The organism is Chryseobacterium sp. 22532, from assembly GCF_052044665.1.
Lineage (GTDB): Bacteria > Bacteroidota > Bacteroidia > Flavobacteriales > Weeksellaceae > Chryseobacterium > Chryseobacterium lathyri.
Map to the genome: position 1 here is coordinate 366,734 of NZ_JBQENJ010000002.1, position 22,940 is coordinate 389,673.

Genomic DNA, 22,940 nt, shown 5'->3' on the forward strand with positions numbered 1-22,940 from the left:
ACAGTTATTATGAATAAAACCATAACCATATCCCTGCTTTCAATCTTGCTGACAGCTTCCTGCAAAGAAGAAAAAAAAGAGTCAAAACCATTTGAAACAGCTGATATAATTGCCGTAAAAACAGCGTCTGTAGGATCATTGGCTCTTGCTTCAAACATTAATGCCTCCGGTTTGGTAACCACAGAAAATGAAACCACCTATTCCTTTAAAATAGGAGGAGTCGTGAATGGAGTTTTTGTGGAGGAAGGACAGTTTTTCAGAAAAGGTCAGCTACTGGCCACTTTGGACGAGACAGAGATCCGTTCAGGCCTCAATCAGTCGGATTTAAATGTGCAGAAATACGAACGTGATTACAGACGCGCCACCAACTTATATAAAGACAGCGTGTATACCTTGGAGCAGGTTCAGAACACCAAGACCGGACTGGATATCGCCCGTAAACAGAAAGATGCGGTTGCATTCAACGCCAGATATGCAAAAATTTATGCAGCCGCGGACGGTTTCGTTTCCCAAAAAGTGGCCGGTAAAGGTGAGATTGTAGGACCAGGCTCACCGGTTCTCATGATTAATGAAACTTCCAACAATAATAATTATCTATTGAAAGTAGGACTTACCGATACCGAATGGGCTTCTGTAAAGATCGGCCAAAAAGCAGTGGTTACATTGGATGGCTATCCCGGCAAAAGTTTCGATGCCTTTATTTTCAGGAAGTCGCAGGCAGCTGATATGGCGCTTGGCTCTTTTCAGGTGGAGCTTAAACTGACGATGAATGACAGCAAGCCCGCAGTAGGAATGTTTGGGAAAGCCGAGATTAAGACTGATCATTCGGAAGATTTTATAATGGTTCCCTACAATTCCTTAATTGAAGCTGACGGGAATAAAGCTTTCGTTTTTGTGGTTGAAAATAACAAAGTGAAGAAAAGACCTATTACGATTGCCAGATTTGAAAATGATAAAGTGTTTGTAAAGGACGGACTTCAAAAGAACAATAAAATTGTGATCTCCAACAGTGCTTATCTGAATGAGCAATCAACCATTAAAATTATTAATTAAGAAACGATGAAGATTACAAATTTTGCCGTTAAAAATTATCAGTTTACGCTGATCATATTTCTTCTTGTTGCGGTGGTCGGTTTTTTAACGCTCTTCACAATGCCAAGATCCGAAGATCCATCCACGCATCCGCCACAATATCTGATCACCGTGATCTATCCCGGAACAAGCCCGAAAGATATGGAAGAGCAGGTGGTAAAGCCCATCGAAAATAAAATCTACGGGCTGGAAAATATTGATAAAATACTGACGACTGTAGAAGACGGCGTTGCCGCTTTTCAGGTTAAATTTAAATATGGTGTTGATGTCGATAATAAGTATCAGGAAATTTCAACTGAGATTAATGCCTTAAAAAACAGTGAGCTTCCGAAAGATATTTATCAGATCAAAACAGAAAAGATATCATCTTCTGATGTGAAAATTCTGCAGGTTGCCTTGGTTTCTGAGAGTGCTTCCGAGAAAAAACTTCGAGATGAGGCAGATAAGTTTAAAACAAAACTTGAAAAGATCACGAATCTTAAAAATGTCATCTACTCAGGAATGCCAGAGCAGGAGATTAGGGTTGATCTTAAACTGGATAAGCTTGCACAACTGAGAATACCCTTAAATGTTGTGATGGGAAGTTTGCAGAGTGAGGCAGCCGATATCCCCGGAGGAAGTATCGATATGGGAACCAAGGTGTTCAATGTTAAAACCAGCGGTAAATTCAAAAATGAGCAGGATGTTGCCAACACCGTCATTTATAATGCCAATGGTAAGATTGTCTATATGAAAGACGTTGCCGAGGTTGGTTACAAATCGCAGACCGTTGACCATATCACCCGAATCAATGGCCATCGTTGCATTCTTGTAAGTGCCGGAATGAAGGATAATGTGAATATTACCGATGTTCAGAAACAATTTGCTCCTATTTTGGAAGAATTCTCAAAAGATCTTCCTGAAAATATTAAGTTGATCAAAAACTTCGACCAGGCTGATATGGTTTCCCAGCGTCTGGGGCATTTAGGTTTTGACTTCGGATTGGCCATTGTTTTGGTTATCATTACATTGCTGCCTTTAGGTTCAAGAGCATCTGTTATTGTAATGATTTCAATTCCGCTTTCGTTGGCATTAGGTTTAATTGCGATGAATGCATTAGGATTTTCACTGAATCAGTTGAGCATCGTGGGATTGGTTGTAGCATTGGGATTATTGGTTGATGACAGTATTGTGGTTGTGGAAAATATAGAGCGCTGGTTACGTGAAGGACATTCTAAAAAAGATGCGGTTCTTAAAGGAACCAAACAGATCGGTTTGGCGGTTGTAGGATGTACGGCAACATTGATCATTGCATTTTTACCATTGGCATTCCTTCCTGATATCGCCGGGGAATTTATACGAAGTCTACCCGTGGCGGTAATTACGAGTGTTTTGGCGTCCATGCTGGTTGCGCTAACCCTTGTTCCATTTTTAGGCAGCCGATTCCTGAAGACCCACGACCACGAAGGTGGAAATATTTTCCTACAGTATCTTCAGAAATTTCTGACCAACAGTTACAAAGGAATTATGCCGAAAGCCTTGAAATATCCCAAAATAACAATCGGAATTTCAATCGCATTAAGTGTTTTGGCATTTGGATTATTCAGTTTAACAGGTTTTAAATTATTCCCGACTTCAGAAAAACCGATGTTTCTGATCAATATCAAAACACCCCTTCAGTCTAATATTTCAGAGAGTGACCGTGTTGCCAGGATTGTTGAATCAGAATTAAAAAAGCATAAAGAAATAACCTTTTACACTTCCAATGTTGGAAAAGGAAATCCACAGATTTACTACAATGTGCATCCACAGGACAGAAAGCCTGATTTTGCGCAGATCTTTGTGCAGCTGGATGACGAAGCAAAACCTGAAACGAAGACGGTGCTGATCGAAACTTTAAGGGAAAAATTCAAAACAATGCCTTACGCCAAAGTTGAGGTAAAAGATTTTGAACAGGGAACCCCGATTGAAGCCAATATTGTCGTGCGCTTATTTGGAGAAGATCCTGCTGTTTTGAGACAACTTTCTTCTCAGGTAGAAAATATTTTGAGAAAACAAGAAGGAACGGTGTACATCAACAATGAACTAAACACCTACAAAACCGATGTTAAAGTAAAAATCAACAAGGAAAAAGCGAGAACTCTAGGAGTGATGACGAGTGAGGTGGATAAAGTCATTCGTCTTGCCGTAGCCGGATTGCCGGTGGGAGACTACATCGACGACCGCGGCGATGCAAGAACAGTAACGCTGACTCTACCAAGAGAAAAATTTTCTAATCTGGACGCTCTGAAGAGTCTTTATGTCAATAATGTGCAAGGGGTACCAATTGCGCTCAATGAGATTGCTGCCGTTTCATTTGAAACATCTCCTACGGCAATCAACCATTTCAATAAATCAAGATTTGCAAAAGTTTCGGCCATGTCTGGAAAAGGATATTATGCCAATGATTTATTGGTTGACATTATTCCTCAATTGGATCAGCTGAAAATGCCAAAAGGCTACTACTATAAACTGTCGGGAGAAAAAGAATCAGAAGGCGATGCATTAGGAGGAAATTTCATTTCTGTCATTATCTTAAGCACTTTTCTTTTCATTGCTGTGCTGTTGCTTCAGTTCAAAACTTTTAAAGGAATTATCATTGTATTGTCGATTATTCCATTGGGGATTTTGGGCGGTGTCATTTTGTTACTGATTGATGGCAGCCCGATGTCATTAGTGGCAATTATCGGATTTATCGGACTGTCCGGAATTCAGGTTAAAAATTCTCTGTTGCTGGTAGATTTTACCAACCAGTTGAGATTGGAAGGCCATTCGATTGATGAGGCCATTGCTATTGCGGGTGAAACGCGTTTTCTTCCTGTAGTTTTAACTTCCATCACGGCGATCTGCGGTTTAATTCCTTTGGCTTTAAACTCCAATCCTTTGATCGCTCCATTAGCCATCGTATTGATTGGCGGACTTATCAGCTCAACGATTCTCTCCAGAATTGTTACGCCGGTAATGTACAAACTGATTCCTCCAAGTCTGGACATTGAAAACAAAGAAGAATATTAAAATTGAATAAAATGAAAGAATACATTTTAATAACAGGCGCATCATCCGGGATAGGTTACCATATGGCCGTTCAGTTAGCTGAATTAAAGAAAGATCTGATTTTGGTAGCCCGAAGCGAAGATAAGCTCAAGAAACTTGCATCAGAACTCACTGCTACATACGGAATTTCCGTGGAATATATTGTCAAAGATTTGTCTGTTGTTGAAAATGCCGTTGCACTATACCGTGAAGTTCAGGACAGAAATCTGCTTGTAACCGGATTGGTTAATAATGCTGGCGTAGGAACTTACGGGGAATTTACAAAAACTTCATTGGAAGAAGAATTAAAAATGATCGATTTGAATATTTCCAGTCTCGTGGCACTTAACAAATTGTTTGTCAAAGATATGGTGACCAGAAAATCAGGCAGGATTATGAATATCTCATCTCTGATGGCATTCTTGCCATTCCCTTATTATTCGGTTTATTCTGCAACGAAAACTTTTGTTCTGGCTTTTACCGAAACACTCGCTTCCGAACTGGAAGGAACGGGAGTAGTTGTAACAGCATTATGTCCCGGGCCGATCGATACAGGCTTCTACAATGAAGAAATGCTCCAAGCCAATATGATGAAAAGCAATAAACCCGTTAAGCCCGAGGTGGTTGCAAAAGAAGGTGTGAAACTTCTTTTACATGGAAAAGGTAAGAAAATTGTCGGTTTTATGAATTGGTTCCTGTCTAATATTCCACGCATAACTCCGGATTTTTTGATGATGAAAATTAAAAAAAATCTGGCTGCAAAGGGGTGATTTCTTAAAGACTGTAAAAAGACATTAATCCGGTAAATAGTGCTATCGAAACAAATAAAAATGGGGTCACTTGTCTTAATAAGTAGCCCCATTTGGCTTTTAGTGATCTCGACGCATAAAAATTCCGCTGATATCAATGGCATTAATGATAAGGAACGCTGCAAATAATCTGTTTTCCAGTTTTCTTTCTGTTTTTACCGTTAATAAAAATACAGCAAGCAGCAGCGATATAAAAACAGCCATCGCAGCAATAACTTCCAGAAAACTTAATTTGTCCATTAGTTTTTTTACAAAAAAAGGATATAAGTGATAAAGAGAAATGATTGTCGGTGATCATTTTTTAAATATTGTGCGCTGTTGTGGAAAGCCTTCCTACTTTTAGCTGGGAGATAAGATTATTTCTTTAAACGAAATACCTGTGTGGTAATGGGGAGAGCTTGTATGTTTATTTTCCATTAATATATAAATTAATGAATCCTAAAGATTATCAATATTTATAACATTTTCATCACCAAACCAAACTTTTGCAGTATCTATGACAAATGGTTTAGGAGCAAGATAAAAAACAGCAAGTTTTTCTTTAGAACGAGTACAGCATACATAAAATATTTTTTCCGTTCTTTCTTTTATTTTAGGATAACTTGACAATTTCGATTTTGTTTTTGATTTTCCATCAACCAAAGATTTATAGACTGTACCATCATCAAAAACATATTCAAAATTATAATTATTCCAACCACCCCTATCTAAAATGACAAGGACTTTTTCAAATTCTCTTCCTTTTGTTTTATGTTGAGTTGAGAATGGGGTAAAACCTTCTAAATAATTATATAGATTAATGAATTCAGAATATTTAACTTTAGAAATTCTATTATAGACATATTGCTTATGTTGCATAAATTCATTTAGTTTATCATCAGCATAAACCAATTTATATTCATCTGCTTTTTCAATTACATCACCAATCGTTTTTTCATCAGTTTTTGAAAGAGCTTCTATATGATCTTGTAATATTTTTTTGTCCTCAATTGAATTAATCTTATAATCTGTAATCTTCAAAAATTCATTAAATCTCTTTTCGTTGTAAAGTCTTATGCAATTTTGGATTTTAAATAAATGTTTTAATAAATTATCTCTTTTTGTTCCTTTTTTGATTAAGTCTTTTTCATTTTGTTTTTTATCGTCCGTAAGAATATCACTATTTAGATAAATTTTTCTAAACAAATTAAATTTATACGATTTAGCTTCGTTAAAGAGATCAATATTTGAATTAATAAAGTCGGACATTTTACCACCATTAGGAACTTGTCCAGATTTTTCTATTGCATCTCCAAAGGTATCATTTTCATCTATTTGAATATGTGGATTATTTCTTAAGAAAACATCAACAAGATATTTATATTCTAGTATTTGGTCATTGTTATAAATGTCCATTAATGTTCCAAATTGAGATTCTTTTGCTATAAGATTATGAGTTAGATTTAACTCTTTACACTTTAAATTCCCATCTTTATCCCTCTCATTAAAATCCCATTGTAAATATTTTCTCACTTTATCCAAGTTATTTTCAGAAGAATATAAAAATCTAATTTCCCCTTCTTTAATTGTACCATCTTCATTCATATTAGGGGGCATAGGGCTCGTTTTTTCCAATTGAGGTAATTGTTCTAACCCATCGTTTCTTACTTTATTAGCTAAATTAATTACATTAAGTGGACTTCTTCTATTTTCTAGCTTCTTAACTTCTTGAACGAAGTAATCACCCTCATTTTCTTGGTACTTCTTTAAATCTCCAATACCGTCTTCATAGATAGATTGCATTGCATCTCCGAAAAAACCTATTATATTTTTTTTTGAACCCTGTCTGAAATGATCTAGAAAAATCCTTATCACAAATTCGCTAGTATCTTGATACTCATCGATCAATATAAAATTAAATTTGTCTTTGATTACATCACATAATTTTTCATAATTTTTAAATAAGTATTCAGCTATTACTAATAGTTCATCATGCGAAATTATTCCCTTAGATAAATTTAGATTTTCCATATATCTAATGCCTTCGGAAAACATTTCTACACTGGGATTTTCTATATTTATTTTTTTCTGCGAGGGATTATTGGCTAGGGTAACTATTGCATATTTTAATTCATTTTGAAAATTTTTTATACAATCCCATAAGAAGTCGTGAATGGTTAAAACCTGTAAATTTTTATGATCTATACGCTCTTCAATTTCTTTAACCGCAGAATTTGTATATGTAATACAGGCAATCTTATGATTTGGAAACTTATCAATTATTCCAATTATGCACTGTACTAAAGTATATGTTTTTCCACTTCCAGCTCCACCACTTAATAAAAAATTATCTCCTTTTTCTATATGATCAAAAATCTGATCTATTTCATTTTTTAATTCTCTTTCAGCCATAACAAACCTTCTTTTATATATCCAGGAATTTCCCAATTTGAATAATCATCATTACTATGATATAATATATCTAAAGCAAAATGGGTTTTCTTATTAATACATTCATTTGCTAAATCATAAGAATCTTTATTTTTATCATCAAAATGTCTAGGATTTTTAATTCCTTTAAAGTTATCTATTTTACTAATAACTAAATTTTTATTTTTCGGTATAGCTAAAAAAGAATCTTCAAAGCTTCTTGCGGTATATCCTTCATAATCAGTTTGATAAGTAATACATACAGTTCCATTTTCATTTGGAACCCATTTATTATCTGTTTTAATCAAACATTTATCTTTTAATATGAGAGATTTTAATTCTTCAAGAGTTTTGTTATTTAAGAAAAATTTAAGTGCTGGATTTGCATAATTATCCCCTACTGCGACACGACAGGCTTCACCTTTTGTGATTTCCTTATCATTTTTATTTAGTTTTTTAACTTTACGAGTGCTATCTAAATCAGTAATAATAAGTGTTTTAATACCTATAAAATCTATAAAAAGTTCAAATATTTCAGAATAAGCTCCAACCTCGATGATCGAAATATTTTGAGATAGTAGTGGAATTATTTTATTTTCTTTATCATATTGAGACGAATTAATGTCTATTTTCTTCATTATTGTCGGGAGAAGTATACGCTCCGTATCTCCTTCGATCAAAATAGCTTTATCAGCGAAAAATATTTCAGCACGACTTATAGTAAGATATTGTTTAAGAAAATGATATTGCTTTCCAGCAGCATCATATAATTTTTTTAAATCCTTTAAATTTCTAGAAGTTATTGTATCTGTTTTTTTTAAATATTTAATTTCATCAAAATCACTATCTGCAACAATATGAGAAGAATGTGTAGAAATTATTGTCTGTAAACTACGGCAAATCTCAAATTCTGTATTATCAACATTTTTAATTTTTTTTGAGATTTTATCACCCACAATTGTTCTAATATTTTTTATAAAAACATATTGCATTTGTGGGTGAGTATGTGCTTCTGGCTCCTCTATAAATAATAAATTAATATCTGCGGGAGCTTCTAATAAAGATCTTTGAAACTCATATTTTTTTATTTCAATTTCAAAGATCATACTTATAAGATTTAGGTATCCCAAGCCATTATAGTGTTCTGGTAAATCTGACAGTTCATGTTTATAATAAACAGTTGTATTACCCTTTAAAAGTTCTCTAGACTGTAATGTCGAAAGTACACTCAATACTGATTCATTTTCACGTATTCCTCCTAGACTTTTTATTTTTTCAATTATATCTTCGAAAAAGACTTTGTAAATCTTTGATAGTTCTTCATCAGTATTAATTATAGTATCATGAAAATCATCTATCTTCTTAGCTTCATTTTCATCATTTTCTTTTCTTTCGTATATCTTTGATGTTTGTAATGATAATGTTTTATCTGTCTCTTTATTAGTAACATCTCTTCTAGCTGAAATGTATTTAAAGCTAATAAAATCAGATGTTTTCAAGTCTTCAATTAATATATAGTTATCCTCAATTATTTTTTTTGAAGTCTTGTCATAGAAAATTGATTTTTTCTTAGTTTCAAAATATTTTTGATAATGTAATTTGAAAAATTCTGAAAATCCTTTTACATTATATTTCTTAGGTGGCTCACAGGCTTCTGCCTCAGCTTTTTTAACATTTTCACGATGTCTATATTGTGCTAAATCTTTCCTGATTCCTAAATAATTTTTATAACTTAAATAATAATCAAATCCTAATACAATATGGTTATTTTCTGGATCAAGATCTAGCATTAATTTTTGAATATTGATGAAACTATCAGTATTATTATACAATACTAATATTCTTAGTGAAATACCATTATAGCATTTCAGATACTCTTCTTCAGAAAGCTCCGTAGAATCTTCAATAAGAATTTGCAATTGTTGTTTAAAGGACAAATTAAAGTCTTCAATTGAAAAACTATTCTTCTCACTTTGATTTAAAAACTTATCCAGAACTGTAAGAATAGAAGTTTTACCCGAGTTATTTTTTCCTATAACCAACGAAATTTCATCTTCTAAGTCAATTTGAAAATCGGAAAGTATTCTAAAGTTTTTAATAAAAAGTTTTTTTATTTTCATGGTTACTGTCTATTAAAGAGGATCTTACAAATTAATAGAATAGAAAACGATCTTTTCAAATTCAAAACTTTCAGATTCTTTATCAAATCCTCGACTTACAGCATATGTTTTTCCATGAATTTTATAAAACCCTTTATAATACTTTATCATGTAATCAAAAAATTCTTTAACTTGATATTCCGTAACATTTATATTTAAATTTCTGTACAATTCAACCCATTGCTCTATCGATAGATTATTAATATATTGGGTCATAAGATTTTGATTTATATCATCTTGACAATGTAATATTAACTTATTGAATAAATCAATTTTAATTTCTGTTTCTAGTACTTTTTTAAAGTCTTTAATCCTTTCTATTATGGGTTCCATACTTATTTGTTTGTTAATATTTGATAGAAGAAAAAGTTATCTTACCAATTTGCATAACACTTTATCTATTTGTTCTTCAGGTGAGCAGTTTTTAATGTCAAATGTAAAGAATACATGATATTTGTAGTTTACGGATTTCCGTAAGTGTAAAAATAAAAAGTATCTTAAAATTTTGTATCCGTATTTTCCCGGAATTTCTTCAAAATTTAGTCACAAAAAAATCCCAACTCTCGTCAGGATTTTATTTTTTTATATTTTTAAAAAGCTCTTCTAAAGTAATTTCTTTCTTTCGACAAATTTTCGCCAGTGTTTTTATAGACATATTATACTCCGTCTTTGCAGTTCCTAAGGCAACATTTTTAATTTTCCTAACTGTACTTTCTTCTATTTCGCATTTAGATGCAAAGTCTCTCTGTGATTTTGCTTTTGAAATCCAGTTTGTGTAAATGTATTGGCAGATGGCAATAGTTACTTCGTTTTCTTCGTCCATTAAAACAAATTACGAGAAAGGTGAAAAAAATAGTGCGGTTTTCTGTGCGCAATAATGAAAATATTATTACATTTGTACAATAAGCTACAAATAAAGTAGCTTTGCGATACTTCAAAGAATAATAGAAGCTATTGCTTAGAATCTTGTCATTGAAAACTGGTAATTTTTAGACACACAAGACGATAAGCAGGAAGCTCACGACCTAGGCGTGGGCTCTCTTATCTGTGTGTAAGGTATACCAGTGCCTCAATGACGGATATTGTAGAGTCTCATGCCGTTTTTATTTTATGCTGTTCTGCTTTTCTACAATCATCTTTTTCTAAGCTGCTTCACTACATAAAGTATCATGTACGATACAATGGAGTGTACAATCCATTGCGGCTTCAGGGCTTTTATGAGAACACAGATTTATTTCTGCTCACTATTTACAATAAAACTCAGCGTACATCGGTAGGCTGGTGGTTTCATGCATTCTAAAAATACAAACAATGAAAAAAATAAAAACAGATTTCGACACCCGGCTTTGGGAAGGTAAGCGCTCCGGCTTGCAGCTGATAGAAACTTTTTTTCAGTTCAATGAGCTGGATGTTTCCAAAGAAAGGCTCAGCAACATTTTAAATTATGCCGTCAAGAGGAATAGCTGGATTCATGAAGATCCGGCGGTGATCTTCCAGTTTCATCAATCGATGAGGTCGCTGATCCGGGCAGGATATCTCATGATGCTGAAAAACAGAAAATGGACGGTCGATGCCCGGCCGGAGAAGATTTCCCCGTGGGTTCTTGGCTTGCTTTCGGAGAAAGAATACCGGAATCCTCTGCTGGTTTTCAAAAAAGCATTCAGGGAATACACCCTCAAAGAATTTGATTATTTTATGTCCGGAATTGTCTATTTTTCAATGGGCGTCTATGAAAATCTGCCGGAAAGCAACATCGTTATGCCTTACATTCATACGGTTAAAATGCTGGATGCTGCACACCTTATTCTTCAAAGAAGGAGAGAAAAGGAGATGGCTGAGACCAATTCAGGATAAGAAAGTTGAGCATAATGCCAGAATTCAAACCTGTAACCTTTTTAAAGCCTTACAGAAGTTACCCACCTCAGATCCTAGGATAAAATTCCGGTCAGCACCTGATCTTTTCGGTTCGATGAAGTTCCGCTTACTTTAATGACCTTTATTCCAAGATCCTCAATCCAGTCATAAAGTAACTCATTAACCTTATGCCTGAGTTTTGGCAGCTCTATTTGATGTTTGGATATCAGATCGGGTTCTTCAATAGGGACAAAAACAAAAACATCAATTTCATCGATGATGGTTTGAACTTTTTCAAAGAGAAACTGGATATTTCGACCTGAATCAAGAACATGAAGATAAGCTAAGATATCGATGACACATCTGTCAAATATGACATCATCTCCGCTTTTGAAGATCAGTTTAGCTGAATAATTAAATTGTTCAAGAAAATCGTCAGGATGAGGTTCTTCTGAAAATTCATACCCTGAAGACTCCATCTGGTAGTAGGGTTCTATTTCAAGGGTGTACCCGGGAAGGTTCTCCAGAAGTTCTTCTGCCAATGTAGTTTTACCGACTTTGTGAGCGCCGATTATTGCAATTCTCATATTTCAGTTTATATTATAATCCAAAAGTATGGTACGAGATTTTCGTGCCTGTTTTTTGAGCGTCCATTATATAGAGTTTTGCCAGTCTATTTAATACCATAATTTTTCTATATTTAGAACAGGTATATAAATATAATATAAAAAAAGAGAATGCCAATAAACCGAATACCTCCGGACGGAGGCATGTTATATAAAGAAACAGATATGGCCCAGTTTTTCCCTGAGCCATTCAATGCAATAACTGCTCTGTTATTTTTAGCCATAGCTATTTTTTGGACCCTTAAAATGAAGGGTAATTTTAAAGAATATCCTTTTTTAACCTACTGCTTAATGTTGTTATATATTGGTGCCATTGGGGGAACTGTTTACCATGCATTTAGACAATGGCCGGTATTTATCATGATGGATTGGATGCCCATTATGCTGCTCTGTTTGTCCGCCGGATTTTATTTTGTAGCTCAGAGCACCAGATGGTACTATGCTGTTGTAATGGTTCTTGCATATCTGGTACTTATGTTGGGCTTGAGAAATTGGATTTTGACAGATAACACTTCTCTTTTTATCAACGTAAATTATGCAATCATGGCTTCATTTGTCCTTTTCTCAGTGTTACGTTATTTAATTTATACCCAATGGAAAGCTGGCAAATGGGTAGGCTTTGCTTTGTTGTCGTTTGCGCTCGCACTCACTTTCCGCATCATTGATAAACGGGAATGGTTGAGTTTCGGAACACACTTTTTATGGCATACTTTTGGGGCGGTAGCCACATTTTGCATGTTTAATTATATCTATCTTACGCGGAATACGATTAGAAAAACATAAATACCTGTTTAAATTTTATTTGAAAAAAATGGATACATGATTATCAAGCCTTTGGTTCCTTTTACCTTCACACAAAGATTTTACTAAGAATATAATACAATTTTTGGAGTTGCTAATTTAAGTTTAAAAGAAAAAACGATTTACTTATATTTGCTCGCAAAGCAAATCTAAATGTTCAAAAAAGTAAGCACTGTATGTATCCTTGGCTTTTATACGGTTTTTTGTTCGGCCCAGCAGGTCCGGCCTTCCAAATCATCTGAAATTTACCGTGAACTCAAAACCCTTAAACAGCTGCCTAAAGTTTTATATCTTGCGGCTCATCCTGATGATGAAAATACAGGATTACTTTCCTGGCTAATCAACGATCAAAATGTAGAAACGGGCTATTTGTCTTTAACCAGAGGTGATGGTGGTCAGAATTTATTAGGTACTGAGCAGGGTGCTGCATTGGGTTTAATCAGAACGCATGAGCTTTTAGAGGCAAGAAAGTTAGACGGTGCCCAACAGTTTTTTACCCGGGCAATTGATTTCGGATTCTCTAAAAATACGACCGACACCTTTAAACAATGGGATGCAGATAGCATTACAGCGGATGTAGTTTGGGTCATCCGTAAATTCCGTCCTGATGTTATCATTTGTCGTTTTCCTCCTAATGCTGCGGCAGGCCACGGACAACATGCAGCTTCGGCCGTGGTTGCGGAAAAAGCTTTTAAGCTGGCAGGCGATAAAACGGCTTTCCCAGATCAACTAAAATATGTGAATGCATGGCAACCAAAACGCGTATTGTGGAATACTTTCCGCTTTGGTGGGGTCAATACGACAGCTGAAAATCAACTGAAAGTTACCGTTGGGCAATATGATGCGCAATTGGGAATGGGCTATGGTGAATTGGCAGGATTAAGCAGAAGTTTACATAAAAGCCAGGGTGCGGGGACACAGTCTGTAGCCGGTATCAGAACTGAATATTTTGCCCACGTTATTGGCGAACCTGCAAAAGCAACACTCTTTGACGGAATAACTAAAACCTGGACTTCACAAGGAAGCGCTGATATTGACCAATCATTAGATAAAATTATTTCCTCTTTTAATTTTAATCAACCTGATCTCAGCTTACCTGCCTTGCTTGCTTTACGAAAAAAGGTTGTAGCTCTTCAGGATGGAGATCTAAAAAGGGATAAAATTAAATCTCTTGACAATATCATTTTAAGCTGTGCCGGATTTATGGGCGAGGTAGTGACCAATCAGGCTGAAGCTGTTGCCGGAGACCATTACAATTTCAGGTTAAATTTGATTTCAAGAGCTGAAAATCCTGTCATTTTAGACAATGTAAAATGGTTAAGTCAATCAGAAAGCTTCAACAGAAAACTATCAAAAGATTCTTTAATTACCATTCAGCATGACATTCAGATTCCTGCAGATGCAGCACTCACAGAACCTTACTGGTTGGCAAAATCTCCCACGAACGCAGCAACTTTCTCTGTTCCGAATGATACTTTAATCGGTTTGCCAGAGGCAGAATCGCCACTGAATGTTTTGCTTGGTTTAAGAATCGGTTCGGAAAAGTTTCAGGTTAAACTTCCTTTATCTTTCAAGAAATTAGACCCGGTGCGTGGTGATGTAGTCGAAGCTTTGCGCATTGTTCCTGCATTGGAACTGAAATTTACACAACCCCTTTATCAGGTCAAGGAAAATGAAGATTTACATTTGAGTTTAAATGTTAAGGTTAATTCTAACAGACAGTACAGTAACAGTAAAGTAAACCTGATGTATAACGGAGAACGATTAGGCGGTGCTGATGTAAGTTCGATCAATGGAAAAGATGCTACCATCGATTACGTTATTCCAAAAACTAAGCTTGCCGCAATACATTCATCTCGTTTGCAATTAGATGCCAATTTTGTTGCAGATGGAGTAACTTATAATAAAAAACAAATATTAATTCAGTACCCGCATTTACCTTCCTTACAATATTTTTCACCTGCAACTGCCATCGTAATGAAAGGCGATATTCAGGCGAAGGTTCAAAAAGTGGGTTACATAGAAGGTGCGGGCGATTTCATTCCTGAGTTCCTACGCATTGCAGGTATTCAGGTAGATGTTTTGAAAGACGAAGATTTTTATGGCAACTTAGATGAATCTGCTGGAAACGGCAGTCAAAACAAGCTATCGCAATATGATGCCATCGTACTTGGCGTTCGTGCCAATAATACAGAGAAAAAGTTGAGTCGCTGGATGCCTTTTTTATGGTCTTATGCAAAAGCCGGAGGTAATTTGGTGATGCAGTATAACACCAACCAGGATACAACCGTTGACAAATTGGGGATGTACAATTTCAGTATTGCCAATAAGCGTGTTACCGAAGAAAATGCAGCGGTTACATTTTTAAATCCAAATCATAAATTACTGAACTTTCCGAACAAAATCACTGCGGATGATTTTAAAGGCTGGGTGCAGGAGCGCGGCGCCTATTTCCCTGCTCAATGGGATGTAGCGTATGAACCGCTTTTTGAAATGCACGACACAGATGAAGAGCCACTGCAGGGATCAACTTTATATGCCAAATATGGGAAGGGTAATTTTATCTACACACCGTTGGCATTTTTCAGACAGCTGCCTGCGGGAAATGTGGGGGCGGCACGTTTATTTTTTAACTTTTTATCTGCACAGAAAAACTGATGAACAAACCACTTAAAAATTGGAATACCTGGTACATACTATTAGCCGTTGCATTAGTATTTCAGATCGCATTTTATTATTTGTTTACTAAATTCTGGGCATGAGTATTATAGATTGGACAGTTCTCATTTTTACCCTTGTTGCAGTGGTTGTTTACGGCGTATTGATCGGTCGTGGCCAAAAAAGCAACGAATCATATCTGAAAGCAGATAATAAAATGCCCTGGTACATTGTGCTTATAGGTATTATGGCTACACAGGCAAGTGCCATTACATTTCTGTCAGCACCGGGTCAGGCTTATACAGATGGTATGCGTTTCGTTCAGTATTACTTTGGTTTGCCTTTGGCGATGATTGTTATCTGTATCACTTTCATCCCGATTTTTCAGCGCTTAAATGTGTACACGGCTTATGAATATTTGGAAAACCGATTTGATAAAAAAACAAGGGTACTCACTTCACTGCTTTTTCTTTTTTCCAGAGGCTTATCAACAGGAATCAGCATTTACGCTCCGAGTATCATCTTATCAAGCGTTTTAAACTGGAATATTTATTTAACCAATGTTTTAACAGGGGGAATTCTGTTGATTTATACCTATGTTGGCGGAGCAAAAGCGATCGCTCACACCCAAAAATTACAGTTTCTCATTATTCTGGGAACAATGGCTTTTGCAGGTTATTTGCTTATTCAGAATATGCCGAATGGAATTGGTTTTAACGATGCGCTTTATCTGGCAGGGAAATCCGGAAAGCTCAATGTAATCACTACAGAATTCGACTGGAAAGATAAATACAATATTTGGAGCGGATTAATTGGCGGTTTTTTTCTGGCCCTTTCTTACTTTGGTACAGACCAGAGCCAGGTCGGGAGGTATATTACTGCGAAGGACAATACCAATGCAAAAATGGGCTTGCTATTGAACGGATTGGTTAAAATTCCGATGCAGTTTGCTATTCTCCTGATCGGTGCTTTGCTTTTCGCTTTCTTTTCCCTAAAACCGGCTCCGATTTATTTTAATGAACGCTCTTATCAATATTTGAAGGAAACAAAACCTGAACAGGCTTCGGTTTTTGAAAAAGAACATCAGGATTTACAACTAAAATTTAATGCAGAATCGAAAGAAATTTTAAGGTTGAAAGAAACTCATTCTCCTCAGCTCAAAAAAACGATTCAGGATTTTAAAAACACGCAAACTCAGGTAAAAGCACTGCACGGCAGGGTAGAGGAAGCGATCAATCATTCAAACTATAATGCGGAAAAAACGGATACGAATTACATTTTCCTGTATTTCGTAAAAAATACCTTGCCTGTAGGAATGATCGGTTTACTGTTTGCCGTCATTTTTCTGGCCAGCTGGGGTTCAATTTCTGCAGCACTGAATTCCCTTGCCGCCTGCTCATTAAAAGATGTTCATTTGATATTTAAAAAAGAAATTCCTGATGATGCAACCGAATTGAAGTACAGTCGCCTGCATACTTTAGCCTGGGGTATTTTTTCAATTGGGGTAGCCATGTTTGCTACTCAAATGGGTTCCCTTATTGAAGCGGTTAATGTATTAGGTTCTCTCTTCTACGGCCCGATATTGGGGATTTTTCTTGTTGCATTTTACTATAAAAAAATCACCGGTTCCAATGTATTTATTGCTGCCATTTTATCAGAAATTGTGGTTATTGCCGTTTATAATTTTGATATTGTTTCTTTCCTTTGGCTTAACGTCATTGGGGCAGCAGCAGTCATTATATTTTCAGCAATCGGATTACTGTTTTATAAACAGAAAGCAGTAAATTCGTAAACAGACAAAATAAACATACAAACAAAAATATTATGAAAACCATCATTAAATCTGCTGCCGTACTTGTTGCGACAATGACAATCTCCATGAATGCCTTTGCACAGGACACTAAAAAACCTGCCAGCCCTCCGGCTACTGCTACGGGAAAAATTAAAGATGCAACCATTACGATAGCTTATAGCAGTCCTTCTGTTAAAGGGCGTACGATCTGGGGTGGTTTAGAAGCTTATGACAAAGTTTGGCGTGCGGGTGCCAATGAAGCAACTACTTTTGAAACGGATAAAAACATTACTGTTCAGGGTAAACCGTTGCCTGCCGGTAAATATAGCTTTTTCTTAATCCCAAAAGAGTCTGGAACCTGGACTGCGATTTTTAACAAAGAGCCAAAACAGTGGGGAGCTTATAAATATGAACAAGCAAAAGATGCTTTACGTGTTGATGTAAAAACCAAGGCTTTACCAGCAACACAGGAAACTTTAGTTTATAAAATAAACAATAATGGATTCACAATGGATTGGGATAAAATCTCAGTTCCTGTAGAAATAAAATAAATGTAAAAATGAGAAATTAAAATCCCGGATTAACCGGGATTTTTTATTTAAAATTTTGATATTGTATCAAAGATTGCTATTGTAAATTCCAGTCACCAATCCAATTCCTGCTGTTTGATTAATGCTTTAGTTTTTTGTTCTTCTGGAAATTCTCAAGTTATGTCAAAATTCATTTTGATTTTCGAAATATTTTGAAAGTTAAATAAAAAGCTGCAATGATTTGTATTTCAGAAGTATCTTTGAAAATAGTGTTGCTTTGGTATTTTTGATGGAGGAATTTGTTAAGATTGCTGTTTGAACAATATTATTTTTTTTGATAAAGCAGCAATTATTTCAATTTCAAAATTTCCCCTTTCTCAAAATCAATTTTGAAATGGTCTGCAGAATCTCCCGAGGAGAGCTTAACTAAAACTATGAAAAATAATTTCAGCTGATTTAGAAATTCATCTTTTGTATTTAATTTTTCGAAATTTTCATGCAAAAATTTGAATTGCAAAAGTCGTTTTTCAGGAATATCTTTTTTTGCTAATTCGTCTGCAGACTGTAATTGATAAAGATTTAATAAAGCATCTTCAAAATTCCATGTTTTAAATTCTCCTGCATTTATTGTAGTTGAATTGGTCATGATACTTAAATAAAGTAAATCTTCTCCTGAAAGTTGGCTGGCTTTTTCTATAAAATCTTTAGGCCATTCTGAAGGAACAAATCTTAACCTTACCAATTCTTTTAAATGAAATAATGTAAAATCGTGGTAATTCTTTGTTTTTAAAATTTCAACGTTCCAAAGATCTTTTCTGGTCTGATTTTTTAAGACTCCAAATTCTTTTTTATACAAAGGGAATAGCTCATCAAAACGTGGGACATTAGTAATAGAAACCGTTTCGACATCAAAATCAGCGGGAGAATTCACTGTCAGAATTTTATATCCCGGAAGATAAGCTGCCAATGAAGGAACCTGAATATTGACAAGCATTTTTCCGTTTTCAAACTTTTTGATTCCGGTGTCGTTGATGTGCATATGGCCCGCAAAATGAAGTTTCACTCCTGCATCTGCAAAAACCTTAGCAACGCGATCATCTGGCACTCTGTCGAGCTGCCATTTATTTTTGCCTAATAAATTTTTAATATCTTCAGAAGCACCGTCATTGTAATCAAGCATCGGATAATGCGTAAATGCAATGAGAACTTTGTGTTTTTTTTCTGCTTCTTTTGAAATGTTTTTCACCCAATCAATCAAATGTTTTTTATTTGAAAGCACATTATTGTATCCAACGGAAGCACTATGAAAATTATCTGGATCTATTGGATTTCCATTAATATTTTTTGGCAAATAGGTATTTCCGTCAATTGCCAAAAGCCAAATTCCATTTACGGGTTCTACCAGATAACTCAAATCAGGAACAGTAAATCCCGGACTGACTTCATACATTCTGTTGGAATATTCTGAACTTTTTAAAGCCTTTTTAAAACTATAATTTTCATAAGAACTATGATTAAACGGAGTCTCCCAAAACAGATCTTTTTCAGAAGGGCAAAATCCAAATTCTTTAAACTCTTTCATAATTTCAAAATAGCCAGACATCGCAATATCTTTGGTAATGAAAGTTTCCTGACCATTATCTTCAACTGAAATTTTATTACTAAAAATGTTAACAGGGCTTCCATTTTCGCCTAAAAAATCAGATTTCCCGCCGTCTTTCAGAAACGGGCTTACCGGATCATGATTTCCTGTGGTAATAAAAAACCTTATTCCATGTTTTTTTTGATATTCATCTAAAATCTTTTTCAATCCTCTCAAATTGTAGGCTTGTCCGTCATCAGTATAATCACCGGGAAGTGCGACGATTTTAATCCCCCGTTTTGCCACATCATCCAAAGCCGCCAGAAAAGCAAAATAATTTTCATTAAAAATTCTTGTCGAGTGGAGCTGTGAATCCATTGTTCTCAATAAGGTTTTCTTTTGGGTTTTTGGATTTTCTACTCCTCTGAATTCGTTATCTGAAAAATCTCCGTAAAGATCCTGAAAATGAACATCTGCCAAAAATGCTATTTGAATGGCTTTCTGCTGCGCAAATACGTTTAACGAAAGCAGTAAAGCGATCAATAGATGAATAGAAAAATGTTTTTTCAAAGCTGTATGTATTTTAGAAAAAATAATTGTAAAACTAATTTACTTTCAAAGCTTTCAATATTTTATGGAAAATTTCATTATTCTCGTATACTCCCGTAAAAATTTCTGAGCCTGAACCGTAGGAAAACACAGGAATTAATGTAGCTGAGTGATCGTCTGTCGTAAAATCACCTTCTATAGTGCTTGTTTCCAGATCGCCATGAGGAATACTAAAACCTCCTGTCTCGTGATCTGCAGTAATTATCACCAAAGTCCCGGGGTTCTGGTCAGCAAACTGTACTGCTTTTGTAATTGCTCTGTCGAAATCAATACCTTCAGTAACGATGGTTCCTACATTATTGCTGTGGCCGCCACTGTCAATTTGCGCTGCCTCAATCATGATGAAGAATGGTTTTTTCTTGCTTTTTAAAAATTGCAGCCCACTTTCTACAGTTTCAGCCAAAAGATTCCCGCGACCTTTCAAAACTTGCGGAACACCGTTATCGGAAAGATAATACGCCAAACGGTTGGCTTTACTTTCTGCAACCTCCTTCGGGTTTTCGGCTAATTTAAAATCATGCAGGCCGGAAACTTTAGATTTTCCGCCCGCTGCAAAAAAGTTAAGTTTTGATTTTGGCAAATCTTCAGCAATTTCCTTTTCCATACCACGGTCTTTTTGATGAGCATAAAATGCAGAAGGTGTTGCTCCCACAATTTCGTCAATCGTAATAATTCCGGTGCTGAAACCTTTTTCTGATAGAATTTCAGTAAGATTTGCCGTTTTTTGCCCCTCAGAATTTACTCCGATAAATCTGTTTTTTGTTTTTTTTCCTGTTGCAAAAGCAGTTGCTCCTGCTGCAGAATCTGTGGTGAAATTATCAGTCGAAGAAGTTTTAATTAAACCAATATTTTTCAATTGTGTTAACGTTAATTGTCCTTTATTGGCTAAAACGGATGAAGAAATTTGTGAAAGACCATTTCCGTCACCGATTAATAAAATAACATTTTTCACGGGAACATTTTTGTTCAGATAGGAAAATTTAGGCTGATAAACTTCTGAAAACAGATTATTCTTAAAAGTTCTTTTCTCCAAAGAATTTACATATTCCACACATTCTTTAGGATGGTCTGTATTAATAAAATCAACACCGTTGTGTGCAAAAAATTCCCAGGAAGTTTTCCCGTCGGGAATCGCCCAGAATCTGAATGGTTTCCCAAATGATTTTGCTTTTTTGATGACTTCGGTTACTTTAGGTAAATCTTCTTCCGTTAAGCCTCCTTTACCGTTCCATTTAGAATATTGCGGAAAGCTTAAGCTAAGCAAAGCAACTTTATTCCATTGATCTGTTGTTAAATTATCCAGTTTTTGATAATCAAAAAAAATAAATTCGGGATAAGAAGTATATTCTTCCGGTTTTGGCTGATTCCCTGAAATAACAAAACGTAATTTTTTTTGAGCTGTAATGGCCGGATATTTCTGAATTGTTTTTACAATCTGCTTTAAAGTTGTTTTAGCATCTGTTTTAATATCAATAAGAATCTGTAGAGATTCCTGTTTGATCATATTCATTCCTAATGCCTTATCAATAGGATTCAGATATAAACTTTCAAATGTTCGTTCATGGGTAATGTCTTTTTTGTTGTGGGCTACAAAAAGTTCGTTGTTTTCAAGAAAAACATCCACTTCAATTGAATTTGCATCAGAACCTAAGGCATACCAAAATGGGATTTTCTGTTCATAATCATTATGAGAGTGTACTCTTGTAGTTTGACCAAAAACAGTTGCAACAAAAAGCAGAGTGATAAAGCCTGTAATTTTTTTTAAATGTAAGCGCATAAGATTTAATAAAATTCAAATTATTTAATAGTGATTCCACTTTTTTTCAAAGCTTCGGCAAGCTTATGATAGATGGTGTTGTTGGGGTATACGCCAGAGAAAAGCTCCTGGTTTTTTCCCATCGCAAAAACGGGAACTAAAGCCGCAGTGTGTTGATTGTCGATGAAATTCACCTGTACTTTGTCTTTGATGTTCTTCTCTTTTCCTGTTGAATCTTTTTCCATGAATTTTCCGATGCTTGCACCGCCTGTCTCGTGATCTGCTGTGACTACCAACAGTGTATTCGGGTTTTCTTTGATGAACTCCATCACCACGCCGATGGTTTTGTCAAAGTCTAAAACTTCTTTTACCATCATTTCGCCATCTTTAGCATGACCGCCCCAATCGATAAATGAACCTTCCACCATCAAAAAGAATGGCTTTTTATTTTTAGATAAGTAATCTAAAGCGGTTTGTGTGGCTTCGGGAAGAAAATCTCCTCTTCCCTGAACTTTATTCGGGAGTTCGTCCTGCGCCAAAAGATAAAAGTTGTTTTTATTTTGAATGGGTTTTGAAAGTTTCAGCGTGTCTATATTATAATTGAGCTTTTTAAATTCATTCAGAAGATTTTTTCCATCTTTTCTTTTATTGAAGAATTTTAAACCTCCGCCTGCTAAAAAATTAACGTTTGCTTTTACAAGGTCAAGCGCAATATCTTCATGAAGATCTCTGTCTTTTACATGAGCGTAGTAAGAAGCAGGTGTTGCATGAGTAATACTCGTTAAACTAACCAACCCGGTTTGGTAATTTTTTTTCTGCAGCTGTTCTAATATCGTTGGAAGTGCTATCGAATCTTTATTTACGCCAATCGCACGTTTGTAAGTTTTTTCACCTGTTGATAAAGCGGTTGCCCCGGCAGCAGAATCTGTAACCCAATCGCTGGTTGAAGATGTTTCAGACAGACCTACAATTTTAAATTTTTGAAAATTGGGTTCTGAATTTCCAAAATAGAATGCAGAAGTAACCTGTGAAACACCCATTCCATCACCAATCATAAAAATAACGTTAAGAGGCTTTTGTTTTTTTTGAGCTGATAACATGGCTACAAAAAGAAGCAACGAAAAAGCTGCGATTGCCTTGAAATTAACATTTTTACAGAAATAATTCATAATGATTGGATTTTTAATAATTTTATAAGTGTGAAATAAGATG

Annotated in this window: 17 protein-coding genes; 8 read left to right on the forward strand and 9 right to left on the reverse strand. The window is 35.2% G+C overall.

The annotated features are described in order from the left end of the window. The first annotated feature begins 9 nt into the window (after window positions 1-9). The 3 genes from ACTJIV_RS05835 to ACTJIV_RS05845 are packed head-to-tail and all read left to right on the forward strand — an operon-like array spanning window position 10 to window position 4,913. A complete protein-coding gene (locus tag ACTJIV_RS05835) occupies window positions 10-1,053 on the forward strand; it encodes an efflux RND transporter periplasmic adaptor subunit (RefSeq protein WP_440626244.1) in 1,044 nt (347 codons plus the stop codon). Between the two features lie 6 nt (window positions 1,054-1,059). Then, window positions 1,060-4,125, forward strand: a complete 3,066-nt coding sequence (locus ACTJIV_RS05840; RefSeq protein ID WP_440626246.1) for an efflux RND transporter permease subunit — start codon at window positions 1,060-1,062, stop codon at window positions 4,123-4,125. An 11-nt stretch (window positions 4,126-4,136) separates the two neighbouring features. Continuing rightward, on the forward strand, window positions 4,137-4,913 hold the full coding sequence (locus ACTJIV_RS05845; protein ID WP_440626248.1) for an SDR family NAD(P)-dependent oxidoreductase: 777 nt from the start codon (window positions 4,137-4,139) through the stop codon (window positions 4,911-4,913). 99 nt (window positions 4,914-5,012) lie between these two features. Here the strand turns inward: ACTJIV_RS05845 and ACTJIV_RS05850 are convergent, their stop codons facing one another. The 5 genes from ACTJIV_RS05850 to ACTJIV_RS05870 all read right to left on the reverse strand — a co-directional run bounded on the left by ACTJIV_RS05850 (window position 5,013) and on the right by ACTJIV_RS05870 (window position 10,343). Next, on the reverse strand, window positions 5,013-5,192 hold the full coding sequence (locus tag ACTJIV_RS05850) for a hypothetical protein (protein ID WP_440626250.1): 180 nt from the start codon (window positions 5,190-5,192) through the stop codon (window positions 5,013-5,015). Window positions 5,193-5,390: 198 nt separating this feature from the next. Then, window positions 5,391-7,343 carry a UvrD-helicase domain-containing protein gene (locus ACTJIV_RS05855; RefSeq protein WP_440626252.1) on the reverse strand — a complete coding sequence of 651 codons (1,953 nt, stop codon included), beginning with the start codon at window positions 7,341-7,343 and terminating at the stop codon, window positions 5,391-5,393. Beyond that, window positions 7,325-9,481, reverse strand: a complete 2,157-nt coding sequence (locus ACTJIV_RS05860) for an ATP-dependent nuclease (RefSeq protein WP_440626254.1) — start codon at window positions 9,479-9,481, stop codon at window positions 7,325-7,327. The genes ACTJIV_RS05855 and ACTJIV_RS05860 overlap by 19 nt, the downstream gene beginning before the upstream one ends. A gap of 24 nt (window positions 9,482-9,505) precedes the next feature. Further along, window positions 9,506-9,853 carry a hypothetical protein gene (locus ACTJIV_RS05865; RefSeq protein ID WP_440626256.1) on the reverse strand — a complete coding sequence of 116 codons (348 nt, stop codon included), beginning with the start codon at window positions 9,851-9,853 and terminating at the stop codon, window positions 9,506-9,508. Between the two features lie 241 nt (window positions 9,854-10,094). Continuing rightward, on the reverse strand, window positions 10,095-10,343 hold the full coding sequence (locus tag ACTJIV_RS05870) for a transcriptional regulator (RefSeq protein WP_440626257.1): 249 nt from the start codon (window positions 10,341-10,343) through the stop codon (window positions 10,095-10,097). A 488-nt stretch (window positions 10,344-10,831) separates the two neighbouring features. On the opposite strand from ACTJIV_RS05870, the gene ACTJIV_RS05875 reads away from it, so the two are divergent. After that, a complete protein-coding gene (locus tag ACTJIV_RS05875; RefSeq protein WP_440626259.1) occupies window positions 10,832-11,374 on the forward strand; it encodes a hypothetical protein in 543 nt (180 codons plus the stop codon). A 74-nt stretch (window positions 11,375-11,448) separates the two neighbouring features. Here the strand turns inward: ACTJIV_RS05875 and ACTJIV_RS05880 are convergent, their stop codons facing one another. After that, entirely contained in the window at window positions 11,449-11,961 is a 513-nt protein-coding gene (locus ACTJIV_RS05880) for an AAA family ATPase (protein WP_440626261.1), read from the reverse strand. Between the two features lie 150 nt (window positions 11,962-12,111). Between ACTJIV_RS05880 and ACTJIV_RS05885 the strand changes: the two genes are divergently transcribed. From ACTJIV_RS05885 to ACTJIV_RS05900, 4 genes are all read left to right on the forward strand, one after another. Further along, window positions 12,112-12,783 carry a hypothetical protein gene (locus ACTJIV_RS05885; protein WP_223559124.1) on the forward strand — a complete coding sequence of 224 codons (672 nt, stop codon included), beginning with the start codon at window positions 12,112-12,114 and terminating at the stop codon, window positions 12,781-12,783. Window positions 12,784-12,954: 171 nt separating this feature from the next. Beyond that, complete coding sequence (locus ACTJIV_RS05890) at window positions 12,955-15,459, forward strand: PIG-L family deacetylase (RefSeq protein WP_440626263.1); 2,505 nt, start codon at window positions 12,955-12,957, stop codon at window positions 15,457-15,459. A gap of 100 nt (window positions 15,460-15,559) precedes the next feature. After that, window positions 15,560-17,251: a sodium:solute symporter gene (locus tag ACTJIV_RS05895; protein WP_440626265.1), complete on the forward strand. Its 1,692-nt coding sequence runs from the start codon at window positions 15,560-15,562 to the stop codon at window positions 17,249-17,251. Between the two features lie 32 nt (window positions 17,252-17,283). After that, complete coding sequence (locus ACTJIV_RS05900) at window positions 17,284-17,802, forward strand: DUF2911 domain-containing protein (RefSeq protein WP_336378382.1); 519 nt, start codon at window positions 17,284-17,286, stop codon at window positions 17,800-17,802. Between the two features lie 328 nt (window positions 17,803-18,130). Here the strand turns inward: ACTJIV_RS05900 and ACTJIV_RS05905 are convergent, their stop codons facing one another. From ACTJIV_RS05905 to ACTJIV_RS05915, 3 genes are read right to left on the reverse strand one after another with little or no spacing between them, the layout of a single operon-like run. Beyond that, a complete protein-coding gene (locus tag ACTJIV_RS05905; protein WP_440626267.1) occupies window positions 18,131-19,933 on the reverse strand; it encodes a metallophosphoesterase family protein in 1,803 nt (600 codons plus the stop codon). A 34-nt stretch (window positions 19,934-19,967) separates the two neighbouring features. After that, a complete protein-coding gene (locus ACTJIV_RS05910; protein ID WP_440626269.1) occupies window positions 19,968-21,749 on the reverse strand; it encodes an alkaline phosphatase in 1,782 nt (593 codons plus the stop codon). Between the two features lie 20 nt (window positions 21,750-21,769). Next, window positions 21,770-22,897 carry an alkaline phosphatase gene (locus ACTJIV_RS05915; RefSeq protein WP_440626271.1) on the reverse strand — a complete coding sequence of 376 codons (1,128 nt, stop codon included), beginning with the start codon at window positions 22,895-22,897 and terminating at the stop codon, window positions 21,770-21,772. Window positions 22,898-22,940: the final 43 nt, after the last annotated feature.